Source organism: Zafaria cholistanensis (assembly GCF_008580665.1).
Lineage (GTDB): Bacteria > Actinomycetota > Actinomycetes > Actinomycetales > Micrococcaceae > Zafaria > Zafaria cholistanensis.
Genome location: NZ_BKDJ01000001.1, coordinates 140127 through 166779 on the forward strand (window position 1 = coordinate 140127; position 26653 = coordinate 166779).

Below are 26653 nucleotides of genomic sequence, written 5' to 3' on the forward strand. Positions count from 1 at the left end.
CCTTCCCGGCCCCGAAAGGTCAACGCCATGCTTCGTTCCCTGTACTCCGGCATCAGCGGCCTGCGTTCGCACCAGACCATGCTTGACGTCACCGGCAACAACATCGCCAACGTCAACACCACCGGCTTCAAGTCCTCCTCGGTGGTCTTCCAGGACACGCTGTCCCAGATGGCGGCCGACGGCGCCGCGGGCGACGCCCAGGCCGGCGGCACCAATCCGGCCCAGGTGGGCCTGGGCGTCCAGGTCGCAGCCATCGCGACGAACACCGCCCAGGGATCCCTGCAGCCCACCGGCAAGGCCACCGACGTGATGATCGCCGGGGAGGGGTACTTCGTGGTGTCCCAGGGCGGCCAGCAGTACTACACCCGCGCCGGCGGGTTCGAGGTGGACGACCAGGGCCGACTGAAGACCCCCAGCGGGGCGCTGCTGCAGGGGTGGCCCGCCACCAACGGCGTAGTGGACACCGCCGCCACGCTGGGCGCCCTGAACGTCGTGAGCACCACGGCCAGCCCGGCCGTGGCGACCGCCGCCCTGGGAGCCTCCGGGAACCTGCCCGACCAGGCCGCCCCCGGCACCGTGCGCAGCACCGAGATCACCGTGTACGACGAAACCGGCGCCGCCCGCAACTTTTCGCTCGAATTCACCCGCACCGCCTACGGGTGGGATGTTGCGGCCAATGACGGCGCCGGAAACACCGCCACCACCAGCCTGGCTTTCTCCAACGGCGTGCAGACCCAGTCGGCCGCACTCACCGTGGGCGGGGCGACGGTGGACCTGTCCGCGGTCACCGGATACTCCGGCCTGGACACCGCCGGCCTGACCAGCCAGGACGGGCGTGCGGCCGGGATGATGGAGTCCTTCTCGATTGGCCCGGACGGCACCGTCACCGCCGCCTACAGCAACGGCGCCCGCCTGGCGGTCGGGCGCATCGCGCTGGCGGACTTCGCCAACCCGGGCGGGCTGGAGAAGGCCGGGGACTCGCTCTACCGGGCCACCGGCAACTCCGGCGCGGCGACCCTTGTGGAGCCCGGAGCCAACGGCGCGTCCACGCTGGCCTCCGGCTACCTGGAGATGTCCAACGTGGACCTGTCCCAGGAGTTCACCAACCTCATCGTGGCCCAGCGCGGTTTCCAGGCGAACGCCCGCATCATCACCACCAGCGACGACGTCCTCCAGGAACTGACCAACCTCAAGCGCTAGCATTCAGCCATGCCGCACCAGCCGCTGGACCAGCAGGGCTTCTCCTACTCGGAAGTCGGCGCCACGCGGGGACCGCTCCCGGACGGGTACCAGACAGTGGTGCAGCGCCGCGTCCTGGGCCGCGGCGGTGAGCTGTTCCGCACGGCGGCCGAACGGCTGCTGACGTGGGAAATGCACCGCGGGGCCGGGATCCGGGTGCCCGCCTCCACGCCCCGTGCCGCCCCGGGTCTGTCCGTGGAACTGCGCCTGGGCCCCGGGCGGTTCGCCATCGCGGCCGGGTGCCGGGTGGTCTACGTCATCGACGAACCCCGCCGCCAGGGATTCGCCTACGGCACGCTGCACGGCCACCCGGAGCGGGGCGAGGAACGCTTTTGCCTGGACTGGCACGACGACGGCACCGTGGAATTCACCATCACCGCCTTCTCCGTCCCCGCCTTCTGGTGGGTCAGGGCGGCCGGGCTGCTGGCCCGTTGGATCCAGCGGGCCGTCACCGGCAGGTACCTGCGGGCGCTGGAAGGCGGGCGCTCCGGCGGGGAGCCCGACGCCGGTCCGCACGCCGGTCCGAACGCAGGCCCTGGGGATACGCCGGGGCGGTGGTAAAGTCAAGCATGCATATGCCGTCCCGCCGTCGTTGCCGCGGGGCAGGCCGCCGAGCCCCAACCGGGCCATTCGGCCCCGAAGATTTCACCGCCGGCAATCCGGTTCCGGGCGTTTTCCGCCCATGATTGCCCACCGCCGCAGTACCCGCTAGAGATTGGATGCCATTGACCACCCACCGCCGCCCCGCCCCGCCCGCGCTGCCGAAGGGGGCCCTGCGCATTGTCCCGCTGGGCGGCCTCGGCGAAATCGGCCGCAACATGACTGTCTTCGAGTACGCCGGCAAGCTCCTGATCGTGGACTGCGGCGTGCTCTTCCCGGAGGAGCACCACCCGGGCGTGGACCTGATCCTTCCGGACTTCTCCGCCATCCGCGACCGCCTCGACGACGTCGTGGGCCTGGTCCTCACGCACGGCCACGAAGACCACATCGGCGGCGTGCCGTACCTGCTCAAGGAACGCGCGGACATCCCCGTGATCTCCGCGAAGCTCACCCTGGCCTTCGTGAAGACCAAGCTCCAGGAACACCGCATCACCGCCAAGATGGTGCACGTGCGTGAGGGTGACCGCAGGAAGCTGGGGCCGTTCGACCTCGAGTTCCTGGCCGTGAACCACTCCATCCCGGACAGCCTGGCCGTGGCCATCCGCACCCCCGCGGGCCTGGTGCTGCAGACCGGCGACTTCAAGATGGACCAGTTCCCGCTGGACCGCCGGATCACCGACCTGGCCGGCTTCGCCCGCCTGGGCGAGGAGGGCGTGGACCTGTTCCTGCCCGACTCCACCAACGCCGAGGTCCCCGGATTCATGGCCTCCGAGGAGGAGCTGTACCCGGCGATCGACACCGTCATGCGGACCTCCCCGCAGAAGATCGTGGTCTCCAGCTTCGCCAGCCACGTGCACCGCATCCAGCAGATCATCGACGCCGCCCACAAATACGGGCGCAAGATCGCGTTCGTGGGACGCTCGATGGTCCGCAACATGGGCACCGCCCGCGAGCTGGGGTACCTGAAGATCCCGCGCGGCATGCTGGTGGACTTCAAGGAGCTGGAAAAGCTGCCGCCGTCCAAGGCCGTGTTCATCTGCACCGGCTCCCAGGGCGAGCCGATGGCGGCGCTGGCGCGCATGGCCAGCGGCGACCACCAGATCGACCTGCGCGACGGGGACACCGTGCTGCTGGCCAGCTCGCTGGTCCCGGGCAACGAGACCTCGATCTACCGGCTCATCAACGACCTCACCAAGCTCGGCGCCAACGTGGTGCACAAGGGCAACGCCAAGGTCCACGTCTCCGGCCACGCCTCCGCCGGCGAGCTGGTGTACTGCTACAACCTGGTCCGCCCCCGCAACGTGGTGCCGGTGCACGGCGAATACCGCCACCTCAAGGCCAACGCGGAACTGGCGGTCCGCACCGGGGTTGACCCCAAGCAGACCCTGATCGTCGAGGACGGCACCACGATCGACCTCAAGGACGGCGTGGCCCGCGTTTCCGGCTACGTCCAGGCGAACTACGTCTACGTGGAGAACCTGGTGGCCGGTGCCGCCACGGAAGAGTCCCTGCAGGACCGCATCCGTCTGGCCGAGGACGGCGCCGTCACCGTCCTGGCGATCGTGAACCCGGAGACCGGGGCACTGGAGGAGGACCCCGAGTTCTTCCCCGTGGGCTTCACCCCCACCCGGGCCGAGCTGGAAAAGGCCACCGGCGTGGTGGAGAAGACCCTGGCCGGCCTCAAGCGGGAAAAGACCGGACCGCACGCCGAACGCGCCATCTCCGAGGCGCTGGTGCGCTGGTCCGACCGCGCGCTGCGGCGCAAGCCGGTGGTCACGGTCATCATCGTCGAGGCCTAAACCGAGCCCGCCGCGCCCGCGCAGGGCGCAACCACGCACACGGCACGACGCCGGCACGCAGGTGCCGGCGTCGTGCCGTTTCCGTGCCGGAAGCCCCGGTGGGGGAGTGGGGCTAACGGGACGCGCCCGGCTGCCGATAGCAGGTCGTGGCGGCACCAGGCCGTGCACTGTCGGCGGAAGGAAGCCACTGGTGATCGTTGTGACCACGTTGAACGGCCGGCCCGCCGCCGTCAACGCCGAACTCGTCGAGCGCATCCACGAGAACCCGGACACCACCCTGGTGCTGGTCGACGGCAAGCGCCTGGTGGTGCGCGAAAGCATGGCCGAGGTGATCGCACTGGTGGACCAGGCCAAGGCCCGGGTCCTGCGGCTCGCCGCGCATTCCCCGGAGGGTTCCCTCCCGGAGGATTCCTCCCCCAAGGACTGCTCGCTGCCGGAACCCCACAGTGGAGAACGGGCGCCCGGAGAGCCGGACCCCACAGCTTCGGACGCTGAAAAGATTGGACGCTAAGGCATGGACCCCCTGCTGATCATCGGGCTCCTGCTTGCCTTTGGTTCCGTCGTGGCCATGGTCTTCATGGAGGGCGCCCACCTGAGCTCGCTGCTGCTGCCGGCGCCGATCGTGCTGGTGGTCGGGGCGACCATCGCCGTGGGGCTGGCCAGCACCACCTGGCGCGACGCCCTGCACGGAATCAGGCTGCTGCCGCGCACCTTCACCGGCAAGGTGCCTTCGCCGGCGGAGACGATCGAGCGCCTGGTCGGACTGGCCCGCACCGCCCGCGCCGAGGGCCTGCTCGCCCTCGACGCGACACTGGCCGGGACCACCGACCGGTTCGAGCGCACCGCCCTGCAGGGGATTGTCGACGGCATGCCCGGGGATGAACTGCGCATCCTCCTGGAGGAGGAGATCGGCACCCGCGAGCGCGCCGACGCGGCCGGGGCCGGGTTCTTCAACAGCATGGGCGGCTACGCCCCCACCATCGGCATCATCGGCACGGTCGTCTCCCTGACCCACGTGCTGGAGAACCTCTCCGACCCGAGCAACCTGGGGCACATGATTGCCGCCGCCTTCGTCGCCACCCTGTGGGGCCTGCTCACCTCCAACTTCATCTGGCTGCCGATCGGGTCCCGCATGGAACGCATCTGCGCCCTGGAGACCGAGGAGATGGTGCTGGTCATGGAAGGCTCCCTCGCGATCCTCGAGGGCAGCCAGCCGGCCCTGCTGGAGGACCGCCTGCGGGCCATGGTTCCCCGGCACCGCCTGCCCGTGGAGGCCGCATGAGCCGCCGGGGCGGGAGCGCCCGGCGCGGCGGGGCCGGGCAGGGAGGCGGGCACGGAGGAGGCGGGCACGGTTCGGGGAAGGACCGCTGGATGGCCTCCTACATGGACATGGTCACCGTGCTGATGTGCCTGTTCATTGTGCTGTTCGCGATTTCCTCGGTCGACCAGAGCAAGTATGAGGCGCTCAAGCACTCCCTGGCGGAGGGCTTCGGCACGGCGGAGGAGGGGCCCCAGACCGCCCCCGCGGCGGTAGTGGAGGCAGAGGAAGCCAAGGACGAGCCCACCGACCTGCAGGCGCTGCGCCAGCACCTGGAGCAGGCCCTGGAGCAGCAGGGGATGGGCCAGGCCGTGGACCTGCGGATGGACCCCGACGGACTGACCGTGCGCCTGGTCGGCTCGGAGACCTACTTCGAGACCAACAGCGACCAGCTCACCGCCAGGGCCCGCAAGGTGCTTGGCGCGGTGGGGCCGGAGCTGGCCGCGGCCGGCCGGGAGCTCTCCATCGAGGGGCACGCCGACTACCGCAGCACCTCCGCTCCCTATGAGACCAACTGGGACCTCTCCGCGGCCCGCGCGGTGACGGTGCTGCGCCACCTGGTGGAGCGCAACGGCGTTCCCGCGCCGGAGATCAGCGCCACCGGCTTCGGCGACGCGCAGCCCCTCACCGACGGCACGGACAGCAAGTCCCTGGGCCTGAACCGCCGGGTGGACATCGTGGTCCTGGCCGGAAACAGCGAAGGCACCGGAAACAGCGAAAAAGCCGGGGACACCGAAAAGACCGGGGACACCGAAAAGACCGGGGACGCGCAGGACACCGCCGGTGCCTCCGGCGGGACCGGCGACACCCACGACGCGCAGGCGGCCGAACACAAATGACCGTGGAAACCTACGACTTCAACCGGCCCAGCACGCTGGCCCGCGAACACAGCCGCGTCCTGGAGCTCGGCTTTGAAACCTTCGCCCGCCAGTGGTCCACCCAGCTGACCGCGAAGGTGCGCGCCAAGGCCGTGGCCACCAGCGACTACGTGCTGATGCAGACCTATGACGAATACGTCGCCCAGATGCCGTCCATGACCGTCATGGTGCTGTGTTCGGTCCCGGGCCACAGTGCCCGGATCGTGGTGCAGTTCCCGGTCGCCTCCGCCCTGGACTGGATCGCCCGGATGCTTGGGGGCCGCTGTGCCTCCGTTCCCGAGCGCAAGCTCACCCCGCTGGAAGCGACCCTGGTCGGCAGGCTCACCACGGAGACCCTGGAGGACCTGCGCTATTCCCTGGGCTCGCTGATCACCGGGCCGATGGTGGTGGAGGGCATCCAGCACAACGCGCAGTTCGCGCAGGCCGCGGCCATCACCGACCTGATGGTGGTTGCGGGCTTCACCCTGCGCGTCGGCCAGCTCTCCGGCAGCGCCACCGTGGCCATTCCGGCGGACCTGCTGCTCGCCCGCCTGGGCGCGGCCAACCCGGTGGCCGGCACGGAGGGCGCCCGCGAACTCGTGGAGTCCCAGCTGGCTGCCGTGCCGCTGGACGTGGCGCTGTCCCTGGAGCCGCTGGCCGTGCGCCCGGCGGACATCCTGGCCCTGGGCGTCGGCGACGTCCTGCGGCTCAACCACACCCGCCACCGACCCTTCGACCTGACCGTCAGCGGCCGCACCATCGGCCGCGCCGCCGTCGGCACCAGCGGTTCCCGCCTGGCCGCCCATGTCACCGCCCTCGAGGAGAACAACCCATGACCGCCCCCCGTTCCCCCCAGGATCCGCTGGCCCGTGCCGCCGAGGCGGCCGCCGCGGCCTACCCCGCGCAGACCCCGCTCTCCGCCGCGCCGGAGCGGATGCCCCCGGGCACCGCCGCGACCTGGGTCGGTGCCGGGTTCATCGGCACCGCCTCGGCGGATGTGGTGCTGGGCGTGCTCGACGACGCCGCGCTGGCCGCCGCGGCCGGCGTCCCCGCGGGCACGGTCGCCCCGCGCGATGTCCTGCACGGCACGCTGGAGGCCGCCGTCGCCGGGTTCGGCACCGGCGTCCTGGGCGAGTCCTACCTGGCCGACCCGGCCCTGTTCATGGCGTCCGCCGACACCTCCACCTATGCGCTGCGCGACGCGTTCGGGAACATCGTCGCGTGGTTCGGCATCTCGGTGGCCCAGGCCGCCCCGGCGGCCGCGGCCGCCCCCCACACCCCCGCGGCGACGGGCTTCCCGGTCGACGTCGCCGCGGGCCTTAACCGCATCTCCTCGGTGGAGATGCAGCTGACGGTCGAGATCGGCCGCACCCGCATGAGCGTGCGCGACGTGCTGAACCTGGAGCCGGGCAAGATCGTGGAGCTGGACCGCTCCGCCGGCGCCCCGGCCGACGTGCTGCTCAACGGCCGCAAGATCGCCCAGGGCGAGGTCGTCGTGGTGGACCAGGACTACGCCATCCGCATCACCCGCATCCTCGACTCGGCGGAGGACCACGCCTAGGTGGACTCGCTCTTCCTGGTCCTGCGCGTGGCGGTCTCGCTGGCGGCGGTGCTCGGGCTGCTGTGGTACCTGCAGCGCCGGTTCGCCGGCCGCCTCGGCGCCCACCCGCGCGCCGAGGTCTCGGTGCTCTCCCGCACCCCGCTCGGCCCCAAGTCCCACGCCGTGGTGCTGCAGGCGCACGGGCGCCGCTACCTGCTGGGGGTGACCGAGCACGGAGTCAGCGTGCTCGACGGCGACCTGCCGCCGGCACCGGTGTTCCAGGTTGATCCGGACTTGCCAGTCCATCCGGAGGCGCTGCCGCACGAGGACCTGCCCTATGGAGCCCAACCGGCGGGGGATGGCCGTGCCGCAGCTTCCTTTCCTGCGTCCTTGCCGGCCTCCTTCCGGTGGCCGCCCGCGCCGCAGCAGCAGAGGCGGGGGCGAAGGGCGCTGTGAGCCTGATTCTTTTGGCGGACCCTTCGCTGCTGGTAAACCCCGCGCTGCTGATGGACTCCCCGCTGCTGGCCGGGCCGTGGACGCCGCAGGTGCCCCTGGCCCCCCTGGACGACGCCGGCGACGGCAACGGCGGCAACGGTAACGGCGGCTTCGGAATCGAGATCAACGGCCCCGACGGCACCCCGTCGGCGGCGATCACCACCCTGGTCGGGATCGCGCTGCTGGCCGTTGCCCCGGCGCTGCTGCTGATGATGACCAGCTTCACCAAGATCTTCGTGGTCCTGGCCCTGGTGCGCAACGCGCTGGGCCTGAACACCATCCCGCCCAACCAGGTCATCGCCGGGCTGTCCCTGTTCCTGACCTTCTTCATCATGTGGCCGGTGATCGGGGAGATCAACGCGGACGCCGTCGTGCCCTACCTGGACGGGCGGACCACGTTCGCGGCGGCCGCGCAGGAGGCCGCCGGGCCGCTGCGCACCTGGCTGCTGGCCTACACCCGCGAAGAGGACATCGCCCTGATGCTGCGGGCGGCCGGGCTGGAGAACCCCGCCACCGCGGCGGAGGTGGGACTGACCACGCTGGTGCCCGCGTTCATGGTCTCCGAGCTGCGCGCGGCCTTCATCATCGGCTTCGTGGTGTTCGTGCCCTTCCTGGTGATCGACCTGGTGGTCTCCTCCGCGCTGATGGCCATGGGCATGATGATGCTCCCGCCCGTGATGGTCTCGCTGCCGTTCAAGATCCTGCTCTTCATCCTCGTGGACGGCTGGGGCCTGGTGGTCACCGCCCTGGTCAGCAGCTACCGGGGAGGCTGAGCGTGGACCCGAACGCCGTCATCGACATCGGGGTGCAGGGGCTGCTGGTCGCCGCCAAGATCGCCGCCCCCGTGCTGATCACCTCCCTGGTGGTCGGCTTCGCCGTCTCCCTGGTCCAGTCGATCACCCAGATCCAGGAAGTCACGCTCTCCTTCGTGCCCAAGGCCATCGCGGTGGCCGTTGCGCTGGCCGTCTGCGGGCACTGGATGATCCAGGAGATGGTCTCCTTCACGCACCGGATGTTCGAGCGCATCCCCGGGCTGCTGGGATAGCGCGATGTTCATCCCCCTCGACGCGGCCTGGATCGAGGCCGTGGGCCTGTCCGCGGTGCGGATGACCGCCTTTTTGGCCATCGCCCCGCCCTTCTCCCACCAGTCGATCCCCAACAACGTCAAGGCCATGCTGGGGGTGGGGCTGGCGCTGGCCGTCTCCCCGCGGGTCACCGAGGGATACCAGAGCCTCTCCAACACCGCCTACCTGGGCGCCCTGGTGCTGGAGGCCGCCACGGGGGCGCTCTTCGGCTTCCTGGTGCTGGTGCTTTTCTCCGCCCTGCAGTCCGCCGGGGCGCTGGTGGACCTCTTCGCCGGATTCTCCCTGGCCATGGCCTACGACCCCGGATCCCAGGTCAACGGCGCCCAGTTCACCCGGCTGTTCCAGCTGGCCGGGATTGTGCTGCTGTTCGCCAGCGACGGCTACCAGCTGGTCATCTCCGGGCTGCTGCGCACCTTTACCGCCATCCCGCCCGGCACCGGCTGGGACCTGGGCGCCTCCAGCGGGACGCTGATCGAGTCCCTGACCCAGATGTTCCTCGCCGCCGTGCAGGTGGCCGGGCCGCTGATCGTGGTCCTGTTCCTGGCCGACGTCGGACTGGGCCTGGTCAGCCGGGTGGCCCCGGCGCTGAACGCGTTCGCGCTGGGCTTCCCGCTGAAAATCCTGCTGACGCTGGCCTTCGCCGGATTCATCTTCATCGCCCTGCCCCAGGTGGTCTCCGGGCTGGTGGACCGGGCCCTGCACGCCCTCGGGGAGGTGCTGTAGGTGTCCGACGCCCAGGAACGCACCGAACAGGCCACGGACAAGCGCATGAAGGAGGTCCGGGAGAAGGGCAAGCTGCAGCGCTCCCAGGACCTCACCGCCTGGCTGGCCGTCGGCGCCGCCCTCTCCACCCTGCCGGTGGTCATCCCCGCGGCCACCGATGCCGCCGCCACGCAGTTCTTCACCGCGCTCACGGTGGCCTCCGCCCCCGAGCCGGGCCGGGCGCTCGCGGTGCTCGGGGACGGGCTGGGCTCGGTCCTGCCCACGCTGGCCCCGATGCTTGCCGCCGCCGTGGCCGGGGTGCTGGCCGGGGCGGTGCTGCAGGGCCGGATCACCTTCCGCAAGTTCACGCCCAAGTTCGAGCACTTCAACCCGGTCACCGGCCTGAAGGGGACGTTCGGGCCGCAGGCGCTGTGGAAGGGCCTGCAGGCGCTGCTGAAGACCGTGGTGGTGGGCCTGGTGCTCTACCTGGTGGTCCAGGCCGCGGTGCCGGTGCTGATGTCCTCCGGCAGCATGCCGGTCACCGCGGTGCTGGCGCACGCGGGGGAATCGGTGGCCACCATGCTGCAGGTGGCGGTGGCCGCCGGCGTCGGGCTGGCCGTGGTCGATGTCCTGGTGGTGCGCAAGCGCAACACCAAGCAGACCCGCATGTCCCGCAAGGAGGTCCAGGACGAGCAGAAGAACTCCGACGGCGACCCGCTCATCCGCTCCCAGCGCCGCGCCCGCCAGCGCGCGCTCAGCCGCAACCGCATGATCGCCGCGGTGGCGGACGCCGACGTCGTGCTGGTCAATCCAACGCACGTGGCCGTGGCGCTGAAGTACGACGCCGGGAAGGCGGCCCCGCGCGTGTGCGCCAAGGGGCAGGGACACGTGGCCACCCGCATCCGCGAGGAGGCCGAGCGGCACCGGGTGCCCATGGTCCGGGACGTCCCGCTGGCCCGGGCCCTGCACAAGGAGTGCCGGCTGGGGGAGGAGATCCCGGTGGACCGCTACGGGGAGGTCGCCGCGGTGCTGGCCTTCGTCATGCGCCTGCGCCGCCGCGGCAACGCTGGCGGAGTCCACACCGTGCCGCCCGGCCCCGCCCCCCGCCCCGGCCGAACCGGCACCCGCTCCGGCCCCGCCCCGATCAGTACCGCCCCAACCACTACCCGCCCAGGAGGAACATCGTGAAGGGCAAGCTCTCCCAACTGGCGGTCCCGCTGGGGATCGTGGGGATCATCCTGCTCCTGGTGGTCCCGGTCCCGGCGCCGCTGCTGGATGTCCTGATCGTCACCAACATCCTGCTGGCCCTGCTGATCCTGCTGACCAGCATCTTCACCCAGAAGCCGCTGGACTTCTCCGTGTTCCCCTCGGTGCTGCTGGTGGCCACGATGTTCCGGCTGGGCCTGAACGTCGCCTCCACCCGCCTGGTGCTGGGGGAGGCGCACGCCGGGCAGGTGATCGAGGCGTTCGGGCAGGTCGCCGTGGGCGGGTCGCTGATCATCGGGATCGTGGTGTTCCTGATCCTGGTGGTCATCCAGTTCGTGGTGGTCACCAAGGGCGCCGAGCGCGTGGCGGAGGTCGGCGCGCGCTTCACCCTCGACGCCATGCCCGGCAAGCAGATGGCCATCGACGCGGACCTGAACGCCGGGCTGATCACCGACGTGCAGGCCCGCGAGCGCCGCGCCGAGGTCTCCGCGGAGGCGGACTTCTACGGGGCCATGGACGGCGCCTCCAAGTTCGTCAAGGGCGACGCGATCGCGGGCCTGGTCATCACCATCGTGAACCTGGTCGGCGGCGTGGCGATCGGCATGATCCAAAACGGGCTGGGGATCGGCGAGGCGCTGAACACCTACGCCCTGCTCACCATCGGCGACGGGCTGGTCACCCAGATCCCGGCCCTGCTCATGGCGGTGGCCACCGGCATGATCGTCACCCGCTCCGCCGCGGAGGAGGACATGGCCTCCTCCGCCTCCCGGCAGCTGACCCAGTCCAGCCGGGCCCTCTACATCGCGGCCGGCGCCGCGGTGGTGATGGGTCTGATTCCGGGCATGCCGGTCCTGGTCTTCCTCGGCGCCGCCGTGTTGCTGGTGGTGCTGGCACGGTCGGTCACCCGGCGCGACGCCGCCGAGGCCCGCGGCGCCGAAACTGCCGCGGCGGAGGCCGCCGCCGGCCCGGCCCCGGACCCGGCCCGCGAGCTCATGGAGCAGATGCGGGTGCCGGCGCTGGAGGTGCTGCTGGCCACCGACCTGGTGGGCCTGGTCACCGGCGCCGGCGATGACCTGCTGGGGCGGGTGAAGTCGCTGCGCCGGAAGATGGCACTGGAGACCGGCATGGTGATCCCCCCGGTGCGCACCCGCGACAGCGTGGAGCTGGCCCCGGGCACCTACTCCATCCGGGTGGCCGGGGTGGAGGCCGCCTCCGGCACGCTGCCGGCGGGCATGCTGCTGGCCCTGGGCGGGAACCTGGCCACCCTGCCGGGAACCGCCACCGTGGACCCGGTGTTCGGCCTGGACGGCAAGTGGGTGCCCACCGAGCTGCGCTACAGCGCCGAACTGGCCGGCTGCACGGTGATCGACCGCGTCTCAGTGCTGATGACCCACCTCTCCGACGTGGTCTCCCGCAACGCCGCGCGCCTGCTCTCGCGCGAGGACGTGCGTGCGCTCAACGAGGCGCTGAAGGAGGAGAGCCCTTCCGCGGTGGAGGAACTGGTCCCCGGCCTGCTGAGCCTGGCGGAGGTGCAGCGGGTGCTCCAGGGCCTGCTGGCCGAGCAGGTCCCCATCAACGACCTGGCCCGCATCTACGAGGCGCTCACCCTGCGCGCGCGCACCTCCACCGACCCCGAGCCCCTGGTGGAGGCCGCCCGCACCGGGCTTGGCCCGGCCGTGGTGGCTCCCTACGTGCGGGAGGGCGTGCTGACGGTGATCACGTTCGAGCCGCGTGCCGAGCAGCTGATGCTGGAGGGGATGCGCCCCTCCGACGCCGGCACCCAGATCCTGCTGGAGCCCCAGCGGCTGGACGCGCTGACCCAGTCGCTGAAGGCGGCCCTGGACCGCGCCGCGGCCGCGGACCGGCGCCCCGTGCTGGTGTGCGCGCCGGCGCTGCGCCCGGCGGTGCGCCGGCTGGTGCTCCCGCACGCGGACCTTCCGGTGCTGAATTACCAGGAGGCGACCGCCACGGCCGCCCGCATCGACACCGTGGGGGTGGTGAACCTTGCGGACGCCATCACGGTTTAGGGGCAAGACGCTGGAGCAGGCCCGCAAGGCGGCGGCCGCGGCGCTGGGGCCGGACCTGCGGATCATCTCCGCCGAGCAGGTGACCCGCGGCGGCCTGGGCGGGTTCTTCGCCAGCCGCTACTTCGAAGTGGTCGCGGTGCCCGGTGCTGAGCATCCGGAGGGCCGGGAACATCCGCCCGCCCTGGCACATCCACGCGGCTTGCCGAACCTGCCCGGCGCACCGAATCCGCCCGGCCCGGCGTTCCCGGTCCAGGTCCCGGAGCACCTGCCGGGTTCGGTCCGGCGGGGGGTCCTGGCGGCCCTGCTGGACGCCGCCGACGCCGGGGACGGCGCGGCTGGAACGGGCGCGCCGGGAGCGGGGCCAGCGGGAATGGGCCCGGGGATGGCCGCCGGACCGCTCCCGGGGCTGGCCGCCCCGCCGGTGTCCACCGTGGCCCCGGAGTTCGACCGCCTGCTGCACGGGTTGGATCGGGAAGTGGGCCGGCCGAACCTGCCCGGATCCGGGCAGATCCTGCTGCTGGCCGGCCTCCGGGAGGACGCCCTGCGCGGAGCCCGGATGCTGTCACGGACCACGGTGCTGGAAGGGGTCTTCACCTGTGGGGTGCTGCACATGGAGAACCTGCCGCGCTGGAGCGGGGAAGCGGCCACCCCGGGGGCGCCGGGCCCACTGGTGGTGGCACTGGGGCTGGGAAGCCGCTGGGACGCGCTGGCGCGGAGCATGGTGGGCCGGGTGCCGGCGGACGCCGTCTGGGCCGTGGTGGATGCCGGGCGCAAGCCGGAGGACACCCGGGCCTGGGTGGAGGGCCTGCACGGAGCCGGGCCAGTGGCCGGGATCGTGGTGGTGGGGGAGAAGGGCACGGCCACCCCGCACACCCCCGCGGAGCTGGGCCTGCCGATCCTGCTGGCCGGCGACGGGGACCTGTTCCCGGACGCGACGTAGGGCAGTCCGGACGGCGGTAGACTCGGACGATGCTTGTTCTCACCCGCAAGGCCGGCGAACAGATCGCGCTCGGGCCGGACATCGTCGTGAAGGTTGTCGAGGTCCGCGGCGACGTGGTGAAGCTCGGCATCGAGGCCCCTCCGGGCGTGCGGATCCAGCGCCAGGAGGTGCTCGACGCCGTGGCTGCCGCCAACTCGGAGGCGGCGTCCCCGGCCGCTCCGGACCTGACCGCGCTGCGCGCACTCGTGGCTGCGGCCGAACGCCGCAAGAAGGCTTGAGCCCGGCCGCTCCGGACCTGACCGCGCCGCGTGCACTCGTGGCCGCGGCCGAACGCCGCAAGAAGGCTTGAGCCCGGCCGCCCCGCCCCCGTCCCGGCACCCTGCCCTCCAACTCCCCGGCCTCCAGCTTCCGGCACTCCACCTTCCGGCCCGCTGAACGCGCCCGCTGAACATGCCCGCGCGATCCGGCCGGCCAACCGTAGTGCAGGACCTGCTGGAATGGCCCGGCTATTCCAGCAGCTCCTGCACTACGGATCCGGGTGATCGGCCCCGGGAGAGCGGGCCCTGGAGGAGGCCTCCCGGGAAGGAGTCCTGGGAAGAGGGGCCCAGCAGGGGTCTCCCGGGGACTAGGCGCGGTTCTTGAGCGCGTCGCGGATCTCGGTCAGCAGCTGGATGTCCGCGGGGATCGGCTCCGGCTCCGCTTCCGGTTCCGGCTTCTTACCCAGGTGCAGTTTCTTGTCCCGGAACTCGATCATCTTGTTCATCGGCATGACGATCACGAAGTAGACGGCGGCGGAGATCAGCAGGAAGTTCACCAGCGCCGTGAGGAAGACCCCGAACTGCACGGTGTTGCCGTTGATGGTGATGGCCGCGAATTGGTCGAAGTTCGGCGAGCCCACTATGGCGGACACCAGCGGCATGAGGACGTTCTTCACCAGCGCATTGACCACGCCGCTGAACGCGGTGCCGATCACCACGGCCACGGCAAGGTCAACGACGTTGCCCTTCATGACAAAATCCTTGAAACCCTGAAGCATGCCGTCCACTCTACCCAGTGCGGGGTGCCGGCCTTTTCGGGCCGCCGGTCTCAGATCTTGCGCAGCAGCATGCGGCGGATGGTGTGGTCCGCGTCCTTGGTCAGCACCAGCTGCGCGCGCCCGCGGGTGGGCAGCACGTTTTCGCGCAGGTTGGGCTCGTTGATGCCCTTCCAGATGCTGCGCGCCGTCTCCCGGGCCTCCACGTCGGAGAGCATCGCGTAGCGGTGGAAGTAGGAGGCCGGGTCGGCGAACGCGCCCGAGCGCAGGCGCATGAAGCGGCTGATGTACCACTCCTCGATGTCCGGGGTCCGGGCGTCCACATAGACGGAGAAGTCAAAGTAGTCGCTCAGCGCCAGCCCCGTGGTCCCGTCCGAGCGCACCCGGGCGGGGGCCAGCACGTTCAGGCCCTCCACGATCAGCACGTCCGGGCGGCGGACCACCACTTCCCGGCCGGGGACAATGTCATAGGTCAGGTGGGAGTACCAGGGCGCGCGCACTTCTTCGGCGCCGGATTTCACCTCGGCGACGAAGCGCAGCAGGGCGCGGCGGTCGTAGGACTCGGGGAAGCCCTTGCGCTGCATCAGGCCGCGCCGTTCCAGGACCTCGTTCGGGTACAGGAACCCGTCGGTGGTGACCAGTTCCACGTTGGGGGTGTCCGGCCAGCGGCGCAGCATTTCCTGGAGCACGCGGGCGGTGGTGGACTTGCCCACCGCCACGGATCCGGCCACGCCAATCACAAAAGGCGTCCGGCGGGTCCGTTCGCCCAGGAAAGTGTTGGTGGCCTGGTGCAGCTGCGCGGCCCCCTGCACGTAGAGGTTCAGCAGGCGGGACAGCGGCAGGTACACCTCGCGGATTTCCTCAAGGTCCAGCTGTTCGCCCAGGCCGGAAAGCCGCTGCAGATCGTCCTGGTCCAGGGGTTGCTGGATCTGGTTGGAGAGCCGCGCCCACGTCTGGCGGTCCAGCTCAACGTAAGGCGTGGCCCCAGTCTCGGTAACCCGCTGTCCATTCACTTGCGCTGTCCATTCACTTACGGCATTCTGCCAACCGCGCGCGGCGAATCCCAATCGGGGAACCGGAAACCGGAACGCTCCACGGTAACCTTGTGCGCATGTGTGGAATTGTTGGCTACGTTGGCCTCCCGACCAAGACCTCGGGCACCCACGGTGCCCTCGACGTGGTTCTCGAGGGCCTGCGCCGCCTTGAGTACCGCGGCTATGACTCCGCCGGCGTCGCCGTCGTTTCCCCCGCGGGAGTGGAAACGCGCAAGAAGGCGGGCAAGCTCGCCAACCTGGTCACTGCGCTGGAGATGGACCCGCTGCCGGCGGCGCTGACCGGCATCGGACACACCCGCTGGGCCACCCACGGCGGGCCCACCGACGGGAACGCGCATCCGCACCTGGCGGACGGTGACCGGCTGGCCCTGATCCACAACGGCATCATCGAGAACTTCGCCGAGCTCCGCAAGGAACTGCTCGCCAAGGGCGTGGTGTTCCGTTCGGAGACGGACACCGAGGTCGCCGCCGCGCTGCTGGGGGACATCTACCGCGGGCTGCACGACGCCGGCACGGCCGGCGGTGACGCGGCCGAGGGCGCCGACCTGCTCACCCAGGCGATGCGGCACGCCTGCCAGCGCCTGGAGGGCGCCTTCACGCTGCTGGCCGTGCACGCGGACCTTCCCGGCGTCGTCGTGGCCGCCCGCCGCAACTCGCCCCTGGTCCTGGGACTGGGCGAAGGGGAGAACTTCCTGGGCTCGGACGTGTCCGGCTTCATCGACTTCACCCGCCGGGCGGTGGAGCTGGGGCAGGACCAGATCGTCACCATCACCCCCGAGACCCACGTGATCACCGACTTCCGCGGCACGCCGGTCCAGGGCCGCGAATTCACCGTGGACTGGGACGCCGCCGCGGCGGAGAAGGGCGGCTACCCGTCCTTCATGGAGAAGGAGATCAATGACCAGCCCTCCGCGGTCGCGGACACCCTGCTGGGCCGCGCTGACGCCGCCGGCCGGCTGACCCTGGATGAGCTGCGCATCAACCCGGAGGAACTGGCGCAGGTGAGCAAGATCATCGTGCTCGCCTGCGGCACCTCGGCTTATGCGGGCCAGGTGGCCAAGTACGCAATTGAGCACTGGTGCCGCATCCCGGTGGAGGTGGAGCTGAGCCACGAGTTCCGCTACCGCGACCCGATTGTGGACGCGGGCACCCTGGTGGTCTCCATCTCCCAGTCCGGGGAGACCATGGACACCCTCATGGCCGTGCGTTACGCCAAGGAACAGGGCGCCAAGACGCTGTCCATCTGCAACACCAACGGATCCACCATCCCGCGCGAATCCGACGCCGTGCTCTACACCCACGCCGGCCCGGAGATCGCGGTGGCCTCCACCAAGGCGTTCCTGGCCCAGATCACCGCCACCTACCTGCTGGGCCTGTACCTGGCGCAGCTGCGCGGGAACCTGTTCAGCGGCCAGATTAAGGACATCCTGGCGGACTTGGGCAAGATCCCGGCGAAGATCCAGGACGTGCTGGACCGCGCGGACCACATCAAGGAACTGGCCCGCTCCATGAAGGACGCCGAGTCCGTGCTGTTCCTGGGCCGGCACGTGGGCTACCCCGTGGCCATGGAGGGTGCGCTCAAGCTCAAGGAGATCGCCTACATCCACGCGGAGGGCTTCGCCGCCGGCGAGCTCAAGCACGGGCCGATCGCCCTAATCGACGACGGCCAGCCGGTCTTCGTGGTGGTTCCCTCCCCGCGCGGGCGCCACTCGCTGCACTCCAAGGTGGTCTCCAACATCCAGGAGGTGCGCGCCCGCGGCGCCAAGACCCTGGTGATCGCCGAGGCGGGGGACGAGGCCGTGTGCGACTACGCCGAGTTTGTCTTCTACGTCCCGGAGACCCCCACCCTGCTGATGCCGCTGCTGGCCACCGTGCCGCTGCAGATCTTCGCCTGCGAGCTGGCCACGGCCAAGGGCTATGACGTGGACCAGCCGCGTAACCTGGCCAAGTCCGTCACGGTCGAGTAGGCGGCCCCGGCCACCTTCCGTAAGAAACGTTCCGCACTGTCCGACGGCGGCACCCTCCCGGGTGCCGCCGTTTGGCGTAGGCCGGGGCGCGCGCACGGGCAACTCCCGCAAATGCGTTCATTCGGGCCACGCGGCGGTAGCGTACGGAGAGGCAGCAGCCACCATCACCCGCACCCGAAGGAACTCCATGTCACAGGAGAATGGGGACTACCCCTCCCAGCCGTCCCTGCCCCACCAGGACCCCCAAGTCCCGTACCAGCAGGCCCGGTACCAGCAGGCGCCCTACCAGCAGGCCCCGTACCAGCAGGCAGGGCCCGGGCCCTACGTCCAGCCGTATCCGGGCTACCCGATGCCGGTGGAACCGAAGTCCCGGCTGGTCGCCGGCCTGCTGGGCATCTTCCTCGGCGGCCTGGGAATCCACCGGTTCTACCTGGGCCACACCAAGATCGGCCTCCTCCAGCTGTTGCTGTCGGTGGTCCTGGGCTTCTTCACCTTTGGGCTGTCCAGCCTGCTGGTGAGCCTGTGGGGCTTCATCGAGGGCATCATGATCCTCGCTGGCGCCCAGATGTTCCGCGCCGATGCCAAGGGCGTCCCGCTGCGGGGCTGAACCGGCCTGCTGCGCCCGCTCGTAGCGGGGCCTGACTAATCAGCGCGGGCCGGCCAACGCGCGGCCAATCACTCAGCGGGGCCGGCGGGTTTTCCTGCCGGCCCCGCGGGCCTGTGCGCGCAGTTGCAGGATGCGGGCGCCGCCCACTGCCGCCACCACAAACCCTCCGGCCACGGCGGCAACCAGCAGGGCCAGCCCCAGGTTGACGGTGCCGTCCAGGCCGAAGTACCGCAGCGGCACCGTCACTTGGTTCTGGGCGATGAAGACGATCAGCAGCACCAGCAGCACCAACCCCAGGACGGTGGCCCCCCACGCCATGGCGGTGCGGCTCGCATGGTCCCGCTCCGCTGTAGGTGCCGGTGCGGGCTGCTCGGCTGTCGGCCCGCTTAAGGAGCCGCCGGGGCGATCCGCCGGGACGGACACGGACCCGGTACTAGGGCCCGGAACGGGAGCTTGGCCGGGAATTTGGCCAGGTGTCTGGACGGGCTCAGGACGCGCACCGCCCGCACCCGGGGCAGCGTACGGTGAAGGATCCTCGGACGTCATGACGTTCTCCTTGGTTGGGGCCCGGGAGGGCCTGCAGGTGACTGATCCTCTTACGGGAAGATTGCCACGTCCCGGCCCGTTCGGCCACCCGCCTTCACGCCGGGTTTCCTCCGATTGAAACCCCAAACGACGACGACGGCGCCGCTCCCCACGTGGGGGAGCGGCGCCGTCCGCGTGCCGGGAGGAACCCGGCGGGAAGTGCTAGCTAAGGGTCTTCACGAAGTCCTTCAGCCACGGGATCAGCTTGGGGCCCAGGTCCTGGCGCCCGGAAGCCAGTTCGATCACGGCCTTGATGTAGGAGAGCTTGTCCCCGGTGTCATAGCGCTTGCCGCGGAAGACCACCGCGTGCACGCCGCCGGAGCCCTCCTGGTTGGTCAGCGTCTGCAACGCGTCGGTCAGCTGGATCTCGCCTCCGCGGCCCGGGGGAGTGCGCTCCAGGACCTCGAACACCTCGTGGTGCAGGACGTAGCGGCCAATCACGGCCAGGTTGGAGGGGGCATCCTCGGCGGCCGGCTTCTCCACCAGGCCGTTGACGCGCACGTACTCTTCGCCCTCCACCATGGAGACGTCCGCGCAGCCATAGGCGGAGATGTCTGCCGGGTCCACCTCCATGAGTGCAATCACGGAGCCGCCGGTTTCCTGCTGGACGCGGATCATTTCGGAGAGCAGGTCATCCTGCGGGCCGATCAGGTCATCGCCGAGCAGCACCGCGAAAGGCTCCTCGCCCACGTGCCGCTTGGCGCAGAGCACCGCGTGGCCCAGGCCCAGCGGGTCGCCCTGGCGGATGTAGTGGATATCGCCCAGGGAGGCGGCGTAGCGGACGGCCTCCAGCTTCTCGATGTCTCCCTTGGCCTCCAGCATGGCTTCAAGGGTCGGGCGGCGGTCAAAGTGGTCCTCCAGCGCGCGCTTGGAACGGCCCGTGATCATCAGCACGTCGTTCAGGCCGGCCTTGGCGGCCTCGGCGACCACGTACTGGATCGCGGGTTCATCGACTACGGGCAGCATTTCCTTAGGCATGGCCTTTGTGGCCGGCAGGAACCGCGTCCCCAAGCCTGCGGCCGGAATGACTGCCTTAGTAACCCCAAAATTTGTCATGTATGGAATCTTAGGGAAATTTTGCGCCATTTGGTCAAATTTTCGGTGGTTTGGCGTTTCAACGCCTGTTGGAGTAGGTCCCGTTAGAATCGCAAGCATGATTGTTGGCATTGGTGTAGACGTGGTGCAGGTTTCCCGCTTCAAGGAGCAGCTCGCGCGCACGCCGGCCCTATTGGAGCGGCTCTTCGTCCCCGCCGAACGGGAACTCCACGTCCGCTCCCTGGCCGCCCGCTTCGCGGCCAAGGAAGCCGTGGCGAAAGCCCTGGGGGCCCCCGCCGGCATGAACTGGCAGGACTGCCAGGTGGTCACCGACGCCGCAGGGGATCCGCATGTCCTCATTGAAGGGTCAGTGGCCGAGGTGGCCGATGCCAAGGGCATCCGCTACTGGCACCTCTCCATGAGCCACGACGGGGACCTGGCCACTGCGATGGTGGTTGCGGAGAAGTAGGAGCGTATGGGCTCCCTGCCCCAGTTCAAGGATGGGTCCGTGCAGTGGCCTTCCGATCCCCAACGGACGATCTTTCAACAGATAGTCCGGCACGGGGGAGCCCTCGCAGGCATATTGCAAGCGCAGTTCGCCGCATGCCATACAGTGCAGGAGGAGCACTGCGAGGAGTGCTTCGCCCTTGTAGTTGCGCCGGACGTTCCCCTGCTGCCCGAGGGAACCAACTGCCCGTTGGGTTTCGCAGCGGACCTGAAAGGCCAAGCGGACCCGGCGGATGTCCTGTTGTGGCACGAGGGCGGCCGAGTCACGGGCGTCGAGATCTCTTGGTACGATGATCCCCACCCTCCTTTGACTAAGGTATCCATCTTCCAACGATGGTGGACGAACTGATGGATGGCGCCGACGTCCCACCAAATGGCGAGCCGCAGTCGAAAGGACTACGGCTGAGGCGGTGAACGAAGTTGAATGAGGCTAGTACTGGGCGGGGGCCTGGGTGGTTCGGACCGCTTTTCCTCGGCGTGTGGGGTGACAGGCGATGGGCGAGCAAGGCCACACTGAAGAAGCGCCTTGGATCACCCGTCCGGTCAGAGCGCGGTCCTTCCTAATCGATATCCTGACTACATGATCCCCGCCTATACAGGTACACAGATACGCGCCGCAGAACAGCCCCTCCTGGAAGCTGGTGAGGGCCCGTCCCTCATGCGTCAGGCCGCCTTTGGCTTAGCGCAACACACCATGGACCTGCTGCGTGCCCGGCGCGGGCGAGTCTACGGAAGTTCTGCAGCCGCACTGGTGGGAACCGGGAACAATGGCGGGGATGCCCTCTTGGCGCTGGCCCTCATGGCTAGGCGCGGGGTAGCCTGCACTGCCATCCTGACCGGTGAGAAGGCTCATGCCGAAGGCCTAGCTGCCTTGCGGAAGGCCGGCGGAAAACTGGTTCGCACTGTAAATTCGGCGGATACCCGTCAGCGCAGCAGGAGCAACCGCTGGCGTGAAGCAAATCAGGTCATTGCCGGTGCCGACGTGCTCATCGATGCGGTGCTGGGGACCGGGGCACGGGGCGCGGTGGAGTTGCCGAAGATCTCGCCGGAAACCCTGGTGGTGGCCTGCGACCTGCCCTCCGGCGTCGACGCGGACACCGGCCAGGCGCACGGCGGCGTCCTGCCCGCGAACCTAACCGTCACCTTTGGCGCGCTCAAGGTGGGCCTGGCTGTGGGGGAGGGAAGGCTGCTGGCCGGCCGGGTGGAGGTGGTGGACATCGGCCTTGGCCCGCACTTGGGCAAGCCCGAACTGCACGTGCTGGAACCCGGGGACGCCGCCCGCACACTGCCGCGGCCCGCGCAGTCGGTGCACAAGTACAGCCGGGGTGTCCTGGGGCTGGTGGCCGGTTCAGCCCAGTACCCGGGGGCGGCACTGCTCACGGCCACCGCGGCCGTAAACACCGGGCTTGGGATGTTGCGCACTGTCTCCGTACCGGAAATCGGCCCCCTGCTGGCTCAGCGCGTGCCGGAAGCCATCCCCGCTCCGGATGCGACCGCGCACGTCCAAGCGTGGGCCGTAGGACCCGGTATCGGCGAGGATCCGCTGCAGGCGAAGAATGCTGCGGTGGCCATCGGCACCGGGCTGCCCTGCGTGGTCGACGCCAGCGCCCTGCGGACCTTCCAGCCCGAGCAGGGCCATGGACGGCTGGTCCTGACTCCGCACGCCGGAGAACTGGAGGACCTGCTCAACCGGGCCGGGCTTCGCGTGGACCGGACCGCTATCGAGCGGGACCCGCTGCGCTGGGCGCGCTGGGCGGCGGTCGGCTACTCCTCGGTGGTCCTCCTCAAGGGCCCTACCACGGTGTGTGTGTCCCCGGACGGCTACGCGGTCGTGATCAGCGCCGGCGGCCCGGAGTTGGCCACGGCCGGCAGCGGAGATGTGCTGACCGGGATCCTCGGCGCCCTGCTGGCCGTGCAACCGGTCCAGCCGTCACCGTATGAACTGGCACGCCTAGCGGCGACCGCCGTGCTGGTGCACGGAACTGCGGGTAGGCTGGCCGGGCCTGGCCCCTTCGGCGCCTCGGGTCTGGCCGAGGCTGTGCCCGAGGCGTTGCATGCGGCGGCGGCCGGGGAGTCAGTGTTTAATAGCACCAGTCGAGTCATAAATTCCGGCTCCAAGGAGATCGCGTGACCGAATAGGATGATCGACGATTTGTCTTGTCGAGTGGGGGAATTATGGAAGCAGTAACCGGTTGGCGCCTACCGGGCCGTGGAGTGCACATTCCGGCACTAGACGGATTAAGAACAGTCGCTATTGTGCCTGTGCTCCTTGTTCACCTTGACTACGCGTCGGGTGGATTCATTGGTGTCACCCTCTTCTTCGCTCTCTCGGGCTTCCTCATTGCTTCGTTGCTTCTAGAAGAGTTGGACCGAACTGAAACGATCAGGCTCAAGTCTTTCTACATTCGACGTATGGCGCGCCTGTACCCGGCATTGCTAGCCATGATTATTATGGCTGTTGTCATTGGTCTCACAACTGGTAAAGATCCAATTGGCATGTTCCTCGTCGCCATTATCGCAGGGACCTACACGGCAAACTTGGTGGCATCTACTACTGGGGTATGGCTCCCATTGATGAACCACACCTGGACACTTGCCCAGGAAGAACAGTTTTATCTTGTCGCTCCTTGGCTCCTGCGGAAGATGAATCTCTTACGGATGAGGAGGTGGGCTATTGGAATCGCCGTCCTGGCGGTTTTGCTTGCGGGGTTGCGTCTGGGCGTGACCATGACGGTCCCTGAGTTGTACCGATTTACCTATGAGAACCCAGTCCTGAACCTGGACTCGATGCTGGCAGGCGTAGCCTTGGCCATGGTACTTCGGCGGGGAGTCGTTCCGCGTTGGATCGAAACCCTAGCGAGCAGCCGGGCTGTCATTTTGGTTGCATTTTCCGCTCTCGTGTTCGCCATCTTCTGGGCAAAGTTGGATGGCTGGACAATGTCTATCGCCACGTCCATTACGACTGTTGCTACCCTTTCCATTCTCGCTCACATCTGCTTCCGACAGAGTGCATGGACACAGGTGCTCAGCTTCAGATGGATGCGGTGGGTGGGCGAGCGAGTCTACGGCATATACCTCTACCATGTACCGATCTTTGTTCTACTCGGCGTGAAGGAAATTGAGGGGCCGCTAGAGCGAGCGCTAATGAGCATGGCCGCAACGGCGCTTTCTGTTGCCGTTGCGGCACTCTCAAGCCGATGGATTGAGCAACCAGTCCGCTCGTGGGTGAGGAACCGGTCGAGACAGCCTGCGGCGGTCACCGTCTGATACGACTTCGTCATAGTTACGAGTCAAAAGCCACATCACATGCCAGCAGGTAGACTGGGTTCCTGTGTTTGGGATGTCTTTTACCTGCATGCTATTTTCCTTTTCGACGATTAGACCAAGATGGGGAGGGTGCGCTTGGTCATGTCGTAGACCTGCCCGATGATGTTCACCTGCATACCGGTAGTGCATGTGGCTCCGACCTGCACGGTGATCCGGGTCAGGTTGCCGTCCTCGTTGTAGGTAAGGGTGGTGCACCCGTTCACGGTGTCCGTGCGCGGGATCCTCACCCCGTCCGCGTACAGGTGGGCCACGCTTTTAACCGTGAAGGACGCGGTGCCCGAGGCTAAAATGGTCAGCATAGCCTTCGCGCCACCCGCCCCGTCCGCGAACATGGACCCGGGGCCGAACACCTTTTTGGGCTCTTGGGACATCCGGTGGGGAGTGGGGGCCATGGCGTGGGGAACGCCGGACAGCCGTCAGGGTCCCCGAGGGCCGGTAGCGACCAAGCATGCTGATCCGCCACGAGGACCCCGAAAATGTCCAACACTACGGGGTGCGTCCCCGCGCCCACCACTAGTGATTCCTGTTCCCGCTGCGATGTCTTGCTCGGCCTGGAGTGCGTCCATATCGAGGCTGTCGAACGCTGCGGGGAGCTGATGACCGTCACCGTCTCCACGCCGTGGATCTTGATGGGTTCTCCTACGTGCGGGGTCGTGGCCCCGAGCCGGGGCCGGCGCCTGCGGGTGTTGAATAACGTGCCCCACGGGCAGGTCCGGGTCCGGTTGGCGTAGCGGCAACGGATGTGGCGTTGCCCGAACCCAGGCTGCGAACGGGGGACGTTCGCCGAGCAGTTCCCTTCCTTGGCGGCTGCACGGGGCTCGATCCCGACCCGTGCGATCACGTGGGCGATCGGGCAGCTGCGCCGCGAGCACGCCACCATTCTGGGTCTGGCCCGCCGGCTCGGCACGGCGTGGAAAACGCTCTGGCGCACGATCCGCCCCGTGCTGGAGCGCCTCGCGGCGGATCGGGCCCGCTTCGCCGGCGTCACCTCCCTCGGGGTCGACGAACACATCTGGCACCACGTCGACCCGCGCAGGCGCGGCCCGAAGGAACCGGCCGGGATGGTCGACCTCACCCGCGATGCCAAGGGTAGGGTCCGCGCCCGGCTGCTGGACCTGATGCCGGGGCGCTTGAGGAAGGCCTACGCGCAACTGGCTGACCGAACGCGGCCGGGCCTTCCGCCAGGGCGTGGATGTCGCGGCGCTGGATCCGTTCGGCGGCTACAAGAGCGCGATCGACCAGGAGCCGGGGACACGACAGCCGTCCTGGATGCCTTCCACGTGATCAAGCTCGGCATGGCTGTGGTCGATGAGGTGCGCCGGCGCGTTCAGCAGGACACCACCGGGCACCGCGGGTGCAAGGGAGACCCCCTGCAGGGCATCCAGAGGATCCTGCGCGCCGGCGCGGAGAACCTCACCGAAAAGCAGTTGGACCGGCTCGCCACCGCGATTGAGGCCAACGAAGCCTATGAGGAGGTATACGTGGCTTGGCGCTGCGCGCCGCCTATAAGGCCAAAGGACGCCACCGAAGGCAGACGGAGGGCCGAGAAGATCCTCGAGGCCTTCCATTCCTGCCCGGTTCCCGAGGTCGCCCGCGTCGGCCGAACCCTCCCACGCTGGCGCGACGCATTCCTGCTACTTCACCACCAACCGCGCCAACAACGGCGGCACGGAAGCGGTGAATGGAATCATCGAGCTCCACCGCCGCCTCGCACGAGGCTACCGCAACTACAACTACCGCCTCCGCATGCTCCGCGCCGCCGGAGGACTCGCCCCCTGATCTCCACCGGATGTCCTAAGAGCCCCTTTTTGGAGTAGACCATCTACTTGCCATAGGCGTCGGACGGGGCCTGTCCTGTGAATCATCGGAGCCACAGGACGATGGCGGCGATGATGAGTTCGGAGCGGTAGTAGGGGCAGTCCCTAGACGGCCCGCTTGGCGTAGCGGGTGGCCAGGTCGCGGAACTGCTTGAGCCGGTTGAAGCAGCGCTCGACCACGTTGCGACCGCGGTATTCGGCCGGGTCAAAAATCCGGCAGGCGGCTGCCCTTGCTGCCCAAGGCCGCGCGGCTGGCCTTCTGGTCGGAGTGCTCGGGACTGGTGAACCGGATCCACGGGGACCGCAGCGCGGCCCGGGTCGAGGGATGCGAATACGCCTTGTCGGCCAGGACGGCTTCCGGTCTCGACCGGGGCCCTTCCCGGCCGGCCCGACGAACGCGGATCCCGTCCAGCAGCAGGATCAGTTGCGGGTTGTCCCCGTTCTGGCCGGGGTCAGGACCACGCTCATGGGCATGCCGCGCCCGTCCACGGCCAAGTGGATGTTGCTGCTCAGTCCGCCCCGGGAACGGCCAATCCCTTCTCCGTCCACTGCGATGGCCTCGCTTCAAGGGCTTGCACCCCCCTTTTTCCTGGCCCGGCCGCGTGCTGGTGGGCCCGGGCAATGGTCGAATCGATGCTCAGGATCCATTCGACCTCCCCAACGGCGTCGTCCTTGACGACCGCCTCGTCCAGGATCTTCTGCCAGGTGCCGTCCAGGGTTCACTTGCGCAGCCGTTCGTGGGCGGTCTTCCACGGCCCGTACCTCTCGGGCAGGTCCCTCCAAGGGGCCCCGGTGCGCAGCTTGAACAGGATCGCGTTGATCACCTGCCGGTGGTTCCGCCACTGCCCGCCCCGCCCGGAAGCGGGCAACAGGGGTTCAATCCTCGACCACGCCTTCTCCGGCGATAAGGAG

26 protein-coding genes and 2 pseudogenes are annotated in these 26653 nt (G+C 69.0%); 22 read left to right on the forward strand and 6 right to left on the reverse strand.

The features are described 5' to 3' along the window. The first annotated feature begins 27 nt into the window (after positions 1–27). The 16 genes from NCCP_RS00760 to NCCP_RS00835 all read left to right on the forward strand — a co-directional run bounded on the left by NCCP_RS00760 (position 28) and on the right by NCCP_RS00835 (position 14086). The gene (locus NCCP_RS00760) at positions 28–1200 is read left to right on the forward strand and encodes a flagellar hook protein FlgE (protein ID WP_149955189.1); all 1173 of its coding nucleotides are present in this window, start codon (positions 28–30) and stop codon (positions 1198–1200) included. A 9-nt stretch (positions 1201–1209) separates the two neighbouring features. After that, positions 1210–1800: a DUF1990 family protein gene (locus NCCP_RS00765; RefSeq protein WP_149955190.1), complete on the forward strand. Its 591-nt coding sequence runs from the start codon at positions 1210–1212 to the stop codon at positions 1798–1800. A gap of 158 nt (positions 1801–1958) precedes the next feature. Next, positions 1959–3638 carry a ribonuclease J gene (locus NCCP_RS00770; RefSeq protein ID WP_149955191.1) on the forward strand — a complete coding sequence of 560 codons (1680 nt, stop codon included), beginning with the start codon at positions 1959–1961 and terminating at the stop codon, positions 3636–3638. A gap of 190 nt (positions 3639–3828) precedes the next feature. Next, positions 3829–4149 (forward strand): flagellar FlbD family protein, encoded by a 321-nt coding sequence (locus NCCP_RS00775; protein ID WP_149955192.1) that lies wholly within the window; start codon positions 3829–3831, stop codon positions 4147–4149. Positions 4150–4152: 3 nt separating this feature from the next. Further along, positions 4153–4920, forward strand: coding sequence for a motility protein A (locus NCCP_RS00780; protein ID WP_149955193.1), 768 nt, complete (start codon positions 4153–4155; stop codon positions 4918–4920). Then, positions 4917–5795 (forward strand): OmpA/MotB family protein, encoded by an 879-nt coding sequence (locus tag NCCP_RS00785; RefSeq protein WP_149955194.1) that lies wholly within the window; start codon positions 4917–4919, stop codon positions 5793–5795. The genes NCCP_RS00780 and NCCP_RS00785 overlap by 4 nt, the downstream gene beginning before the upstream one ends. After that, the gene (locus NCCP_RS00790) at positions 5792–6649 is read left to right on the forward strand and encodes a flagellar motor switch protein FliM (protein ID WP_149955195.1); all 858 of its coding nucleotides are present in this window, start codon (positions 5792–5794) and stop codon (positions 6647–6649) included. Before NCCP_RS00785 ends, NCCP_RS00790 begins: the two co-directional genes overlap by 4 nt. Continuing rightward, positions 6646–7374, forward strand: a complete 729-nt coding sequence (fliN, locus tag NCCP_RS00795; protein WP_149955196.1) for a flagellar motor switch protein FliN — start codon at positions 6646–6648, stop codon at positions 7372–7374. The genes NCCP_RS00790 and fliN overlap by 4 nt, the downstream gene beginning before the upstream one ends. After that, positions 7375–7809 (forward strand): FliO/MopB family protein, encoded by a 435-nt coding sequence (locus tag NCCP_RS00800; RefSeq protein ID WP_149955197.1) that lies wholly within the window; start codon positions 7375–7377, stop codon positions 7807–7809. Between the two features lie 50 nt (positions 7810–7859). Further along, positions 7860–8621, forward strand: coding sequence for a flagellar type III secretion system pore protein FliP (gene fliP / locus NCCP_RS00805; RefSeq protein WP_149955517.1), 762 nt, complete (start codon positions 7860–7862; stop codon positions 8619–8621). A 2-nt stretch (positions 8622–8623) separates the two neighbouring features. Then, complete coding sequence (gene fliQ / locus NCCP_RS00810) at positions 8624–8893, forward strand: flagellar biosynthesis protein FliQ (RefSeq protein WP_149955198.1); 270 nt, start codon at positions 8624–8626, stop codon at positions 8891–8893. 4 nt (positions 8894–8897) lie between these two features. Further along, positions 8898–9656: a flagellar biosynthetic protein FliR gene (locus tag NCCP_RS00815; RefSeq protein WP_149955199.1), complete on the forward strand. Its 759-nt coding sequence runs from the start codon at positions 8898–8900 to the stop codon at positions 9654–9656. Continuing rightward, positions 9657–10823, forward strand: coding sequence for an EscU/YscU/HrcU family type III secretion system export apparatus switch protein (locus NCCP_RS00820; protein WP_149955200.1), 1167 nt, complete (start codon positions 9657–9659; stop codon positions 10821–10823). It abuts the gene before it with no gap. Continuing rightward, the gene (locus tag NCCP_RS00825; RefSeq protein WP_149955201.1) at positions 10820–12868 is read left to right on the forward strand and encodes a flagellar biosynthesis protein FlhA; all 2049 of its coding nucleotides are present in this window, start codon (positions 10820–10822) and stop codon (positions 12866–12868) included. Before NCCP_RS00820 ends, NCCP_RS00825 begins: the two co-directional genes overlap by 4 nt. Further along, positions 12846–13808 carry a hypothetical protein gene (locus NCCP_RS00830; RefSeq protein ID WP_149955202.1) on the forward strand — a complete coding sequence of 321 codons (963 nt, stop codon included), beginning with the start codon at positions 12846–12848 and terminating at the stop codon, positions 13806–13808. The genes NCCP_RS00825 and NCCP_RS00830 overlap by 23 nt, the downstream gene beginning before the upstream one ends. 29 nt (positions 13809–13837) lie before the next feature. After that, positions 13838–14086 carry a carbon storage regulator gene (locus NCCP_RS00835; protein ID WP_149955203.1) on the forward strand — a complete coding sequence of 83 codons (249 nt, stop codon included), beginning with the start codon at positions 13838–13840 and terminating at the stop codon, positions 14084–14086. 347 nt (positions 14087–14433) lie between these two features. On the opposite strand, the gene mscL is transcribed toward NCCP_RS00835, so the two are convergent. Then, a complete protein-coding gene (gene mscL / locus NCCP_RS00840) occupies positions 14434–14844 on the reverse strand; it encodes a large conductance mechanosensitive channel protein MscL (RefSeq protein WP_149955204.1) in 411 nt (136 codons plus the stop codon). A gap of 50 nt (positions 14845–14894) precedes the next feature. Beyond that, a complete protein-coding gene (gene coaA / locus NCCP_RS00845; RefSeq protein ID WP_149955205.1) occupies positions 14895–15854 on the reverse strand; it encodes a type I pantothenate kinase in 960 nt (319 codons plus the stop codon). A gap of 98 nt (positions 15855–15952) precedes the next feature. Here coaA and glmS point away from each other — a divergent pair, with 98 nt between their 5' ends. Continuing rightward, positions 15953–17863, forward strand: coding sequence for a glutamine--fructose-6-phosphate transaminase (isomerizing) (gene glmS / locus NCCP_RS00850; protein WP_149955206.1), 1911 nt, complete (start codon positions 15953–15955; stop codon positions 17861–17863). 187 nt (positions 17864–18050) lie between these two features. Beyond that, a complete protein-coding gene (locus NCCP_RS00855; RefSeq protein WP_149955207.1) occupies positions 18051–18470 on the forward strand; it encodes an NINE protein in 420 nt (139 codons plus the stop codon). Between the two features lie 72 nt (positions 18471–18542). Here the strand turns inward: NCCP_RS00855 and NCCP_RS15155 are convergent, their stop codons facing one another. Beyond that, positions 18543–18788, reverse strand: a complete 246-nt coding sequence (locus tag NCCP_RS15155) for a lipopolysaccharide assembly protein LapA domain-containing protein (RefSeq protein ID WP_225873597.1) — start codon at positions 18786–18788, stop codon at positions 18543–18545. Between the two features lie 429 nt (positions 18789–19217). Next, a complete protein-coding gene (gene galU, locus NCCP_RS00865; RefSeq protein ID WP_149955209.1) occupies positions 19218–20111 on the reverse strand; it encodes a UTP--glucose-1-phosphate uridylyltransferase GalU in 894 nt (297 codons plus the stop codon). A gap of 97 nt (positions 20112–20208) precedes the next feature. Between galU and NCCP_RS00870 the strand changes: the two genes are divergently transcribed. The 3 genes from NCCP_RS00870 to NCCP_RS00880 all read left to right on the forward strand — a co-directional run bounded on the left by NCCP_RS00870 (position 20209) and on the right by NCCP_RS00880 (position 23864). Then, on the forward strand, positions 20209–20559 hold the full coding sequence (locus tag NCCP_RS00870) for a holo-ACP synthase (RefSeq protein ID WP_149955210.1): 351 nt from the start codon (positions 20209–20211) through the stop codon (positions 20557–20559). A gap of 696 nt (positions 20560–21255) precedes the next feature. Then, positions 21256–22728, forward strand: coding sequence for an NAD(P)H-hydrate dehydratase (locus NCCP_RS00875; RefSeq protein ID WP_225873598.1), 1473 nt, complete (start codon positions 21256–21258; stop codon positions 22726–22728). Between the two features lie 44 nt (positions 22729–22772). Beyond that, the gene (locus NCCP_RS00880; protein WP_149955212.1) at positions 22773–23864 is read left to right on the forward strand and encodes an acyltransferase family protein; all 1092 of its coding nucleotides are present in this window, start codon (positions 22773–22775) and stop codon (positions 23862–23864) included. A 110-nt stretch (positions 23865–23974) separates the two neighbouring features. Here the strand turns inward: NCCP_RS00880 and NCCP_RS00885 are convergent, their stop codons facing one another. Beyond that, positions 23975–24223 carry a hypothetical protein gene (locus tag NCCP_RS00885; RefSeq protein ID WP_149955213.1) on the reverse strand — a complete coding sequence of 83 codons (249 nt, stop codon included), beginning with the start codon at positions 24221–24223 and terminating at the stop codon, positions 23975–23977. A gap of 177 nt (positions 24224–24400) precedes the next feature. Here NCCP_RS00885 and NCCP_RS15620 point away from each other — a divergent pair. Then, positions 24401–25703 (forward strand): annotated as a pseudogene (locus tag NCCP_RS15620) (ISL3 family transposase). Between the two features lie 143 nt (positions 25704–25846). On the opposite strand, the pseudogene NCCP_RS00895 reads toward NCCP_RS15620, so the two are convergent. After that, a pseudogene (locus tag NCCP_RS00895) lies at positions 25847–26622 on the reverse strand (IS5 family transposase). Positions 26623–26653: the final 31 nt, after the last annotated feature.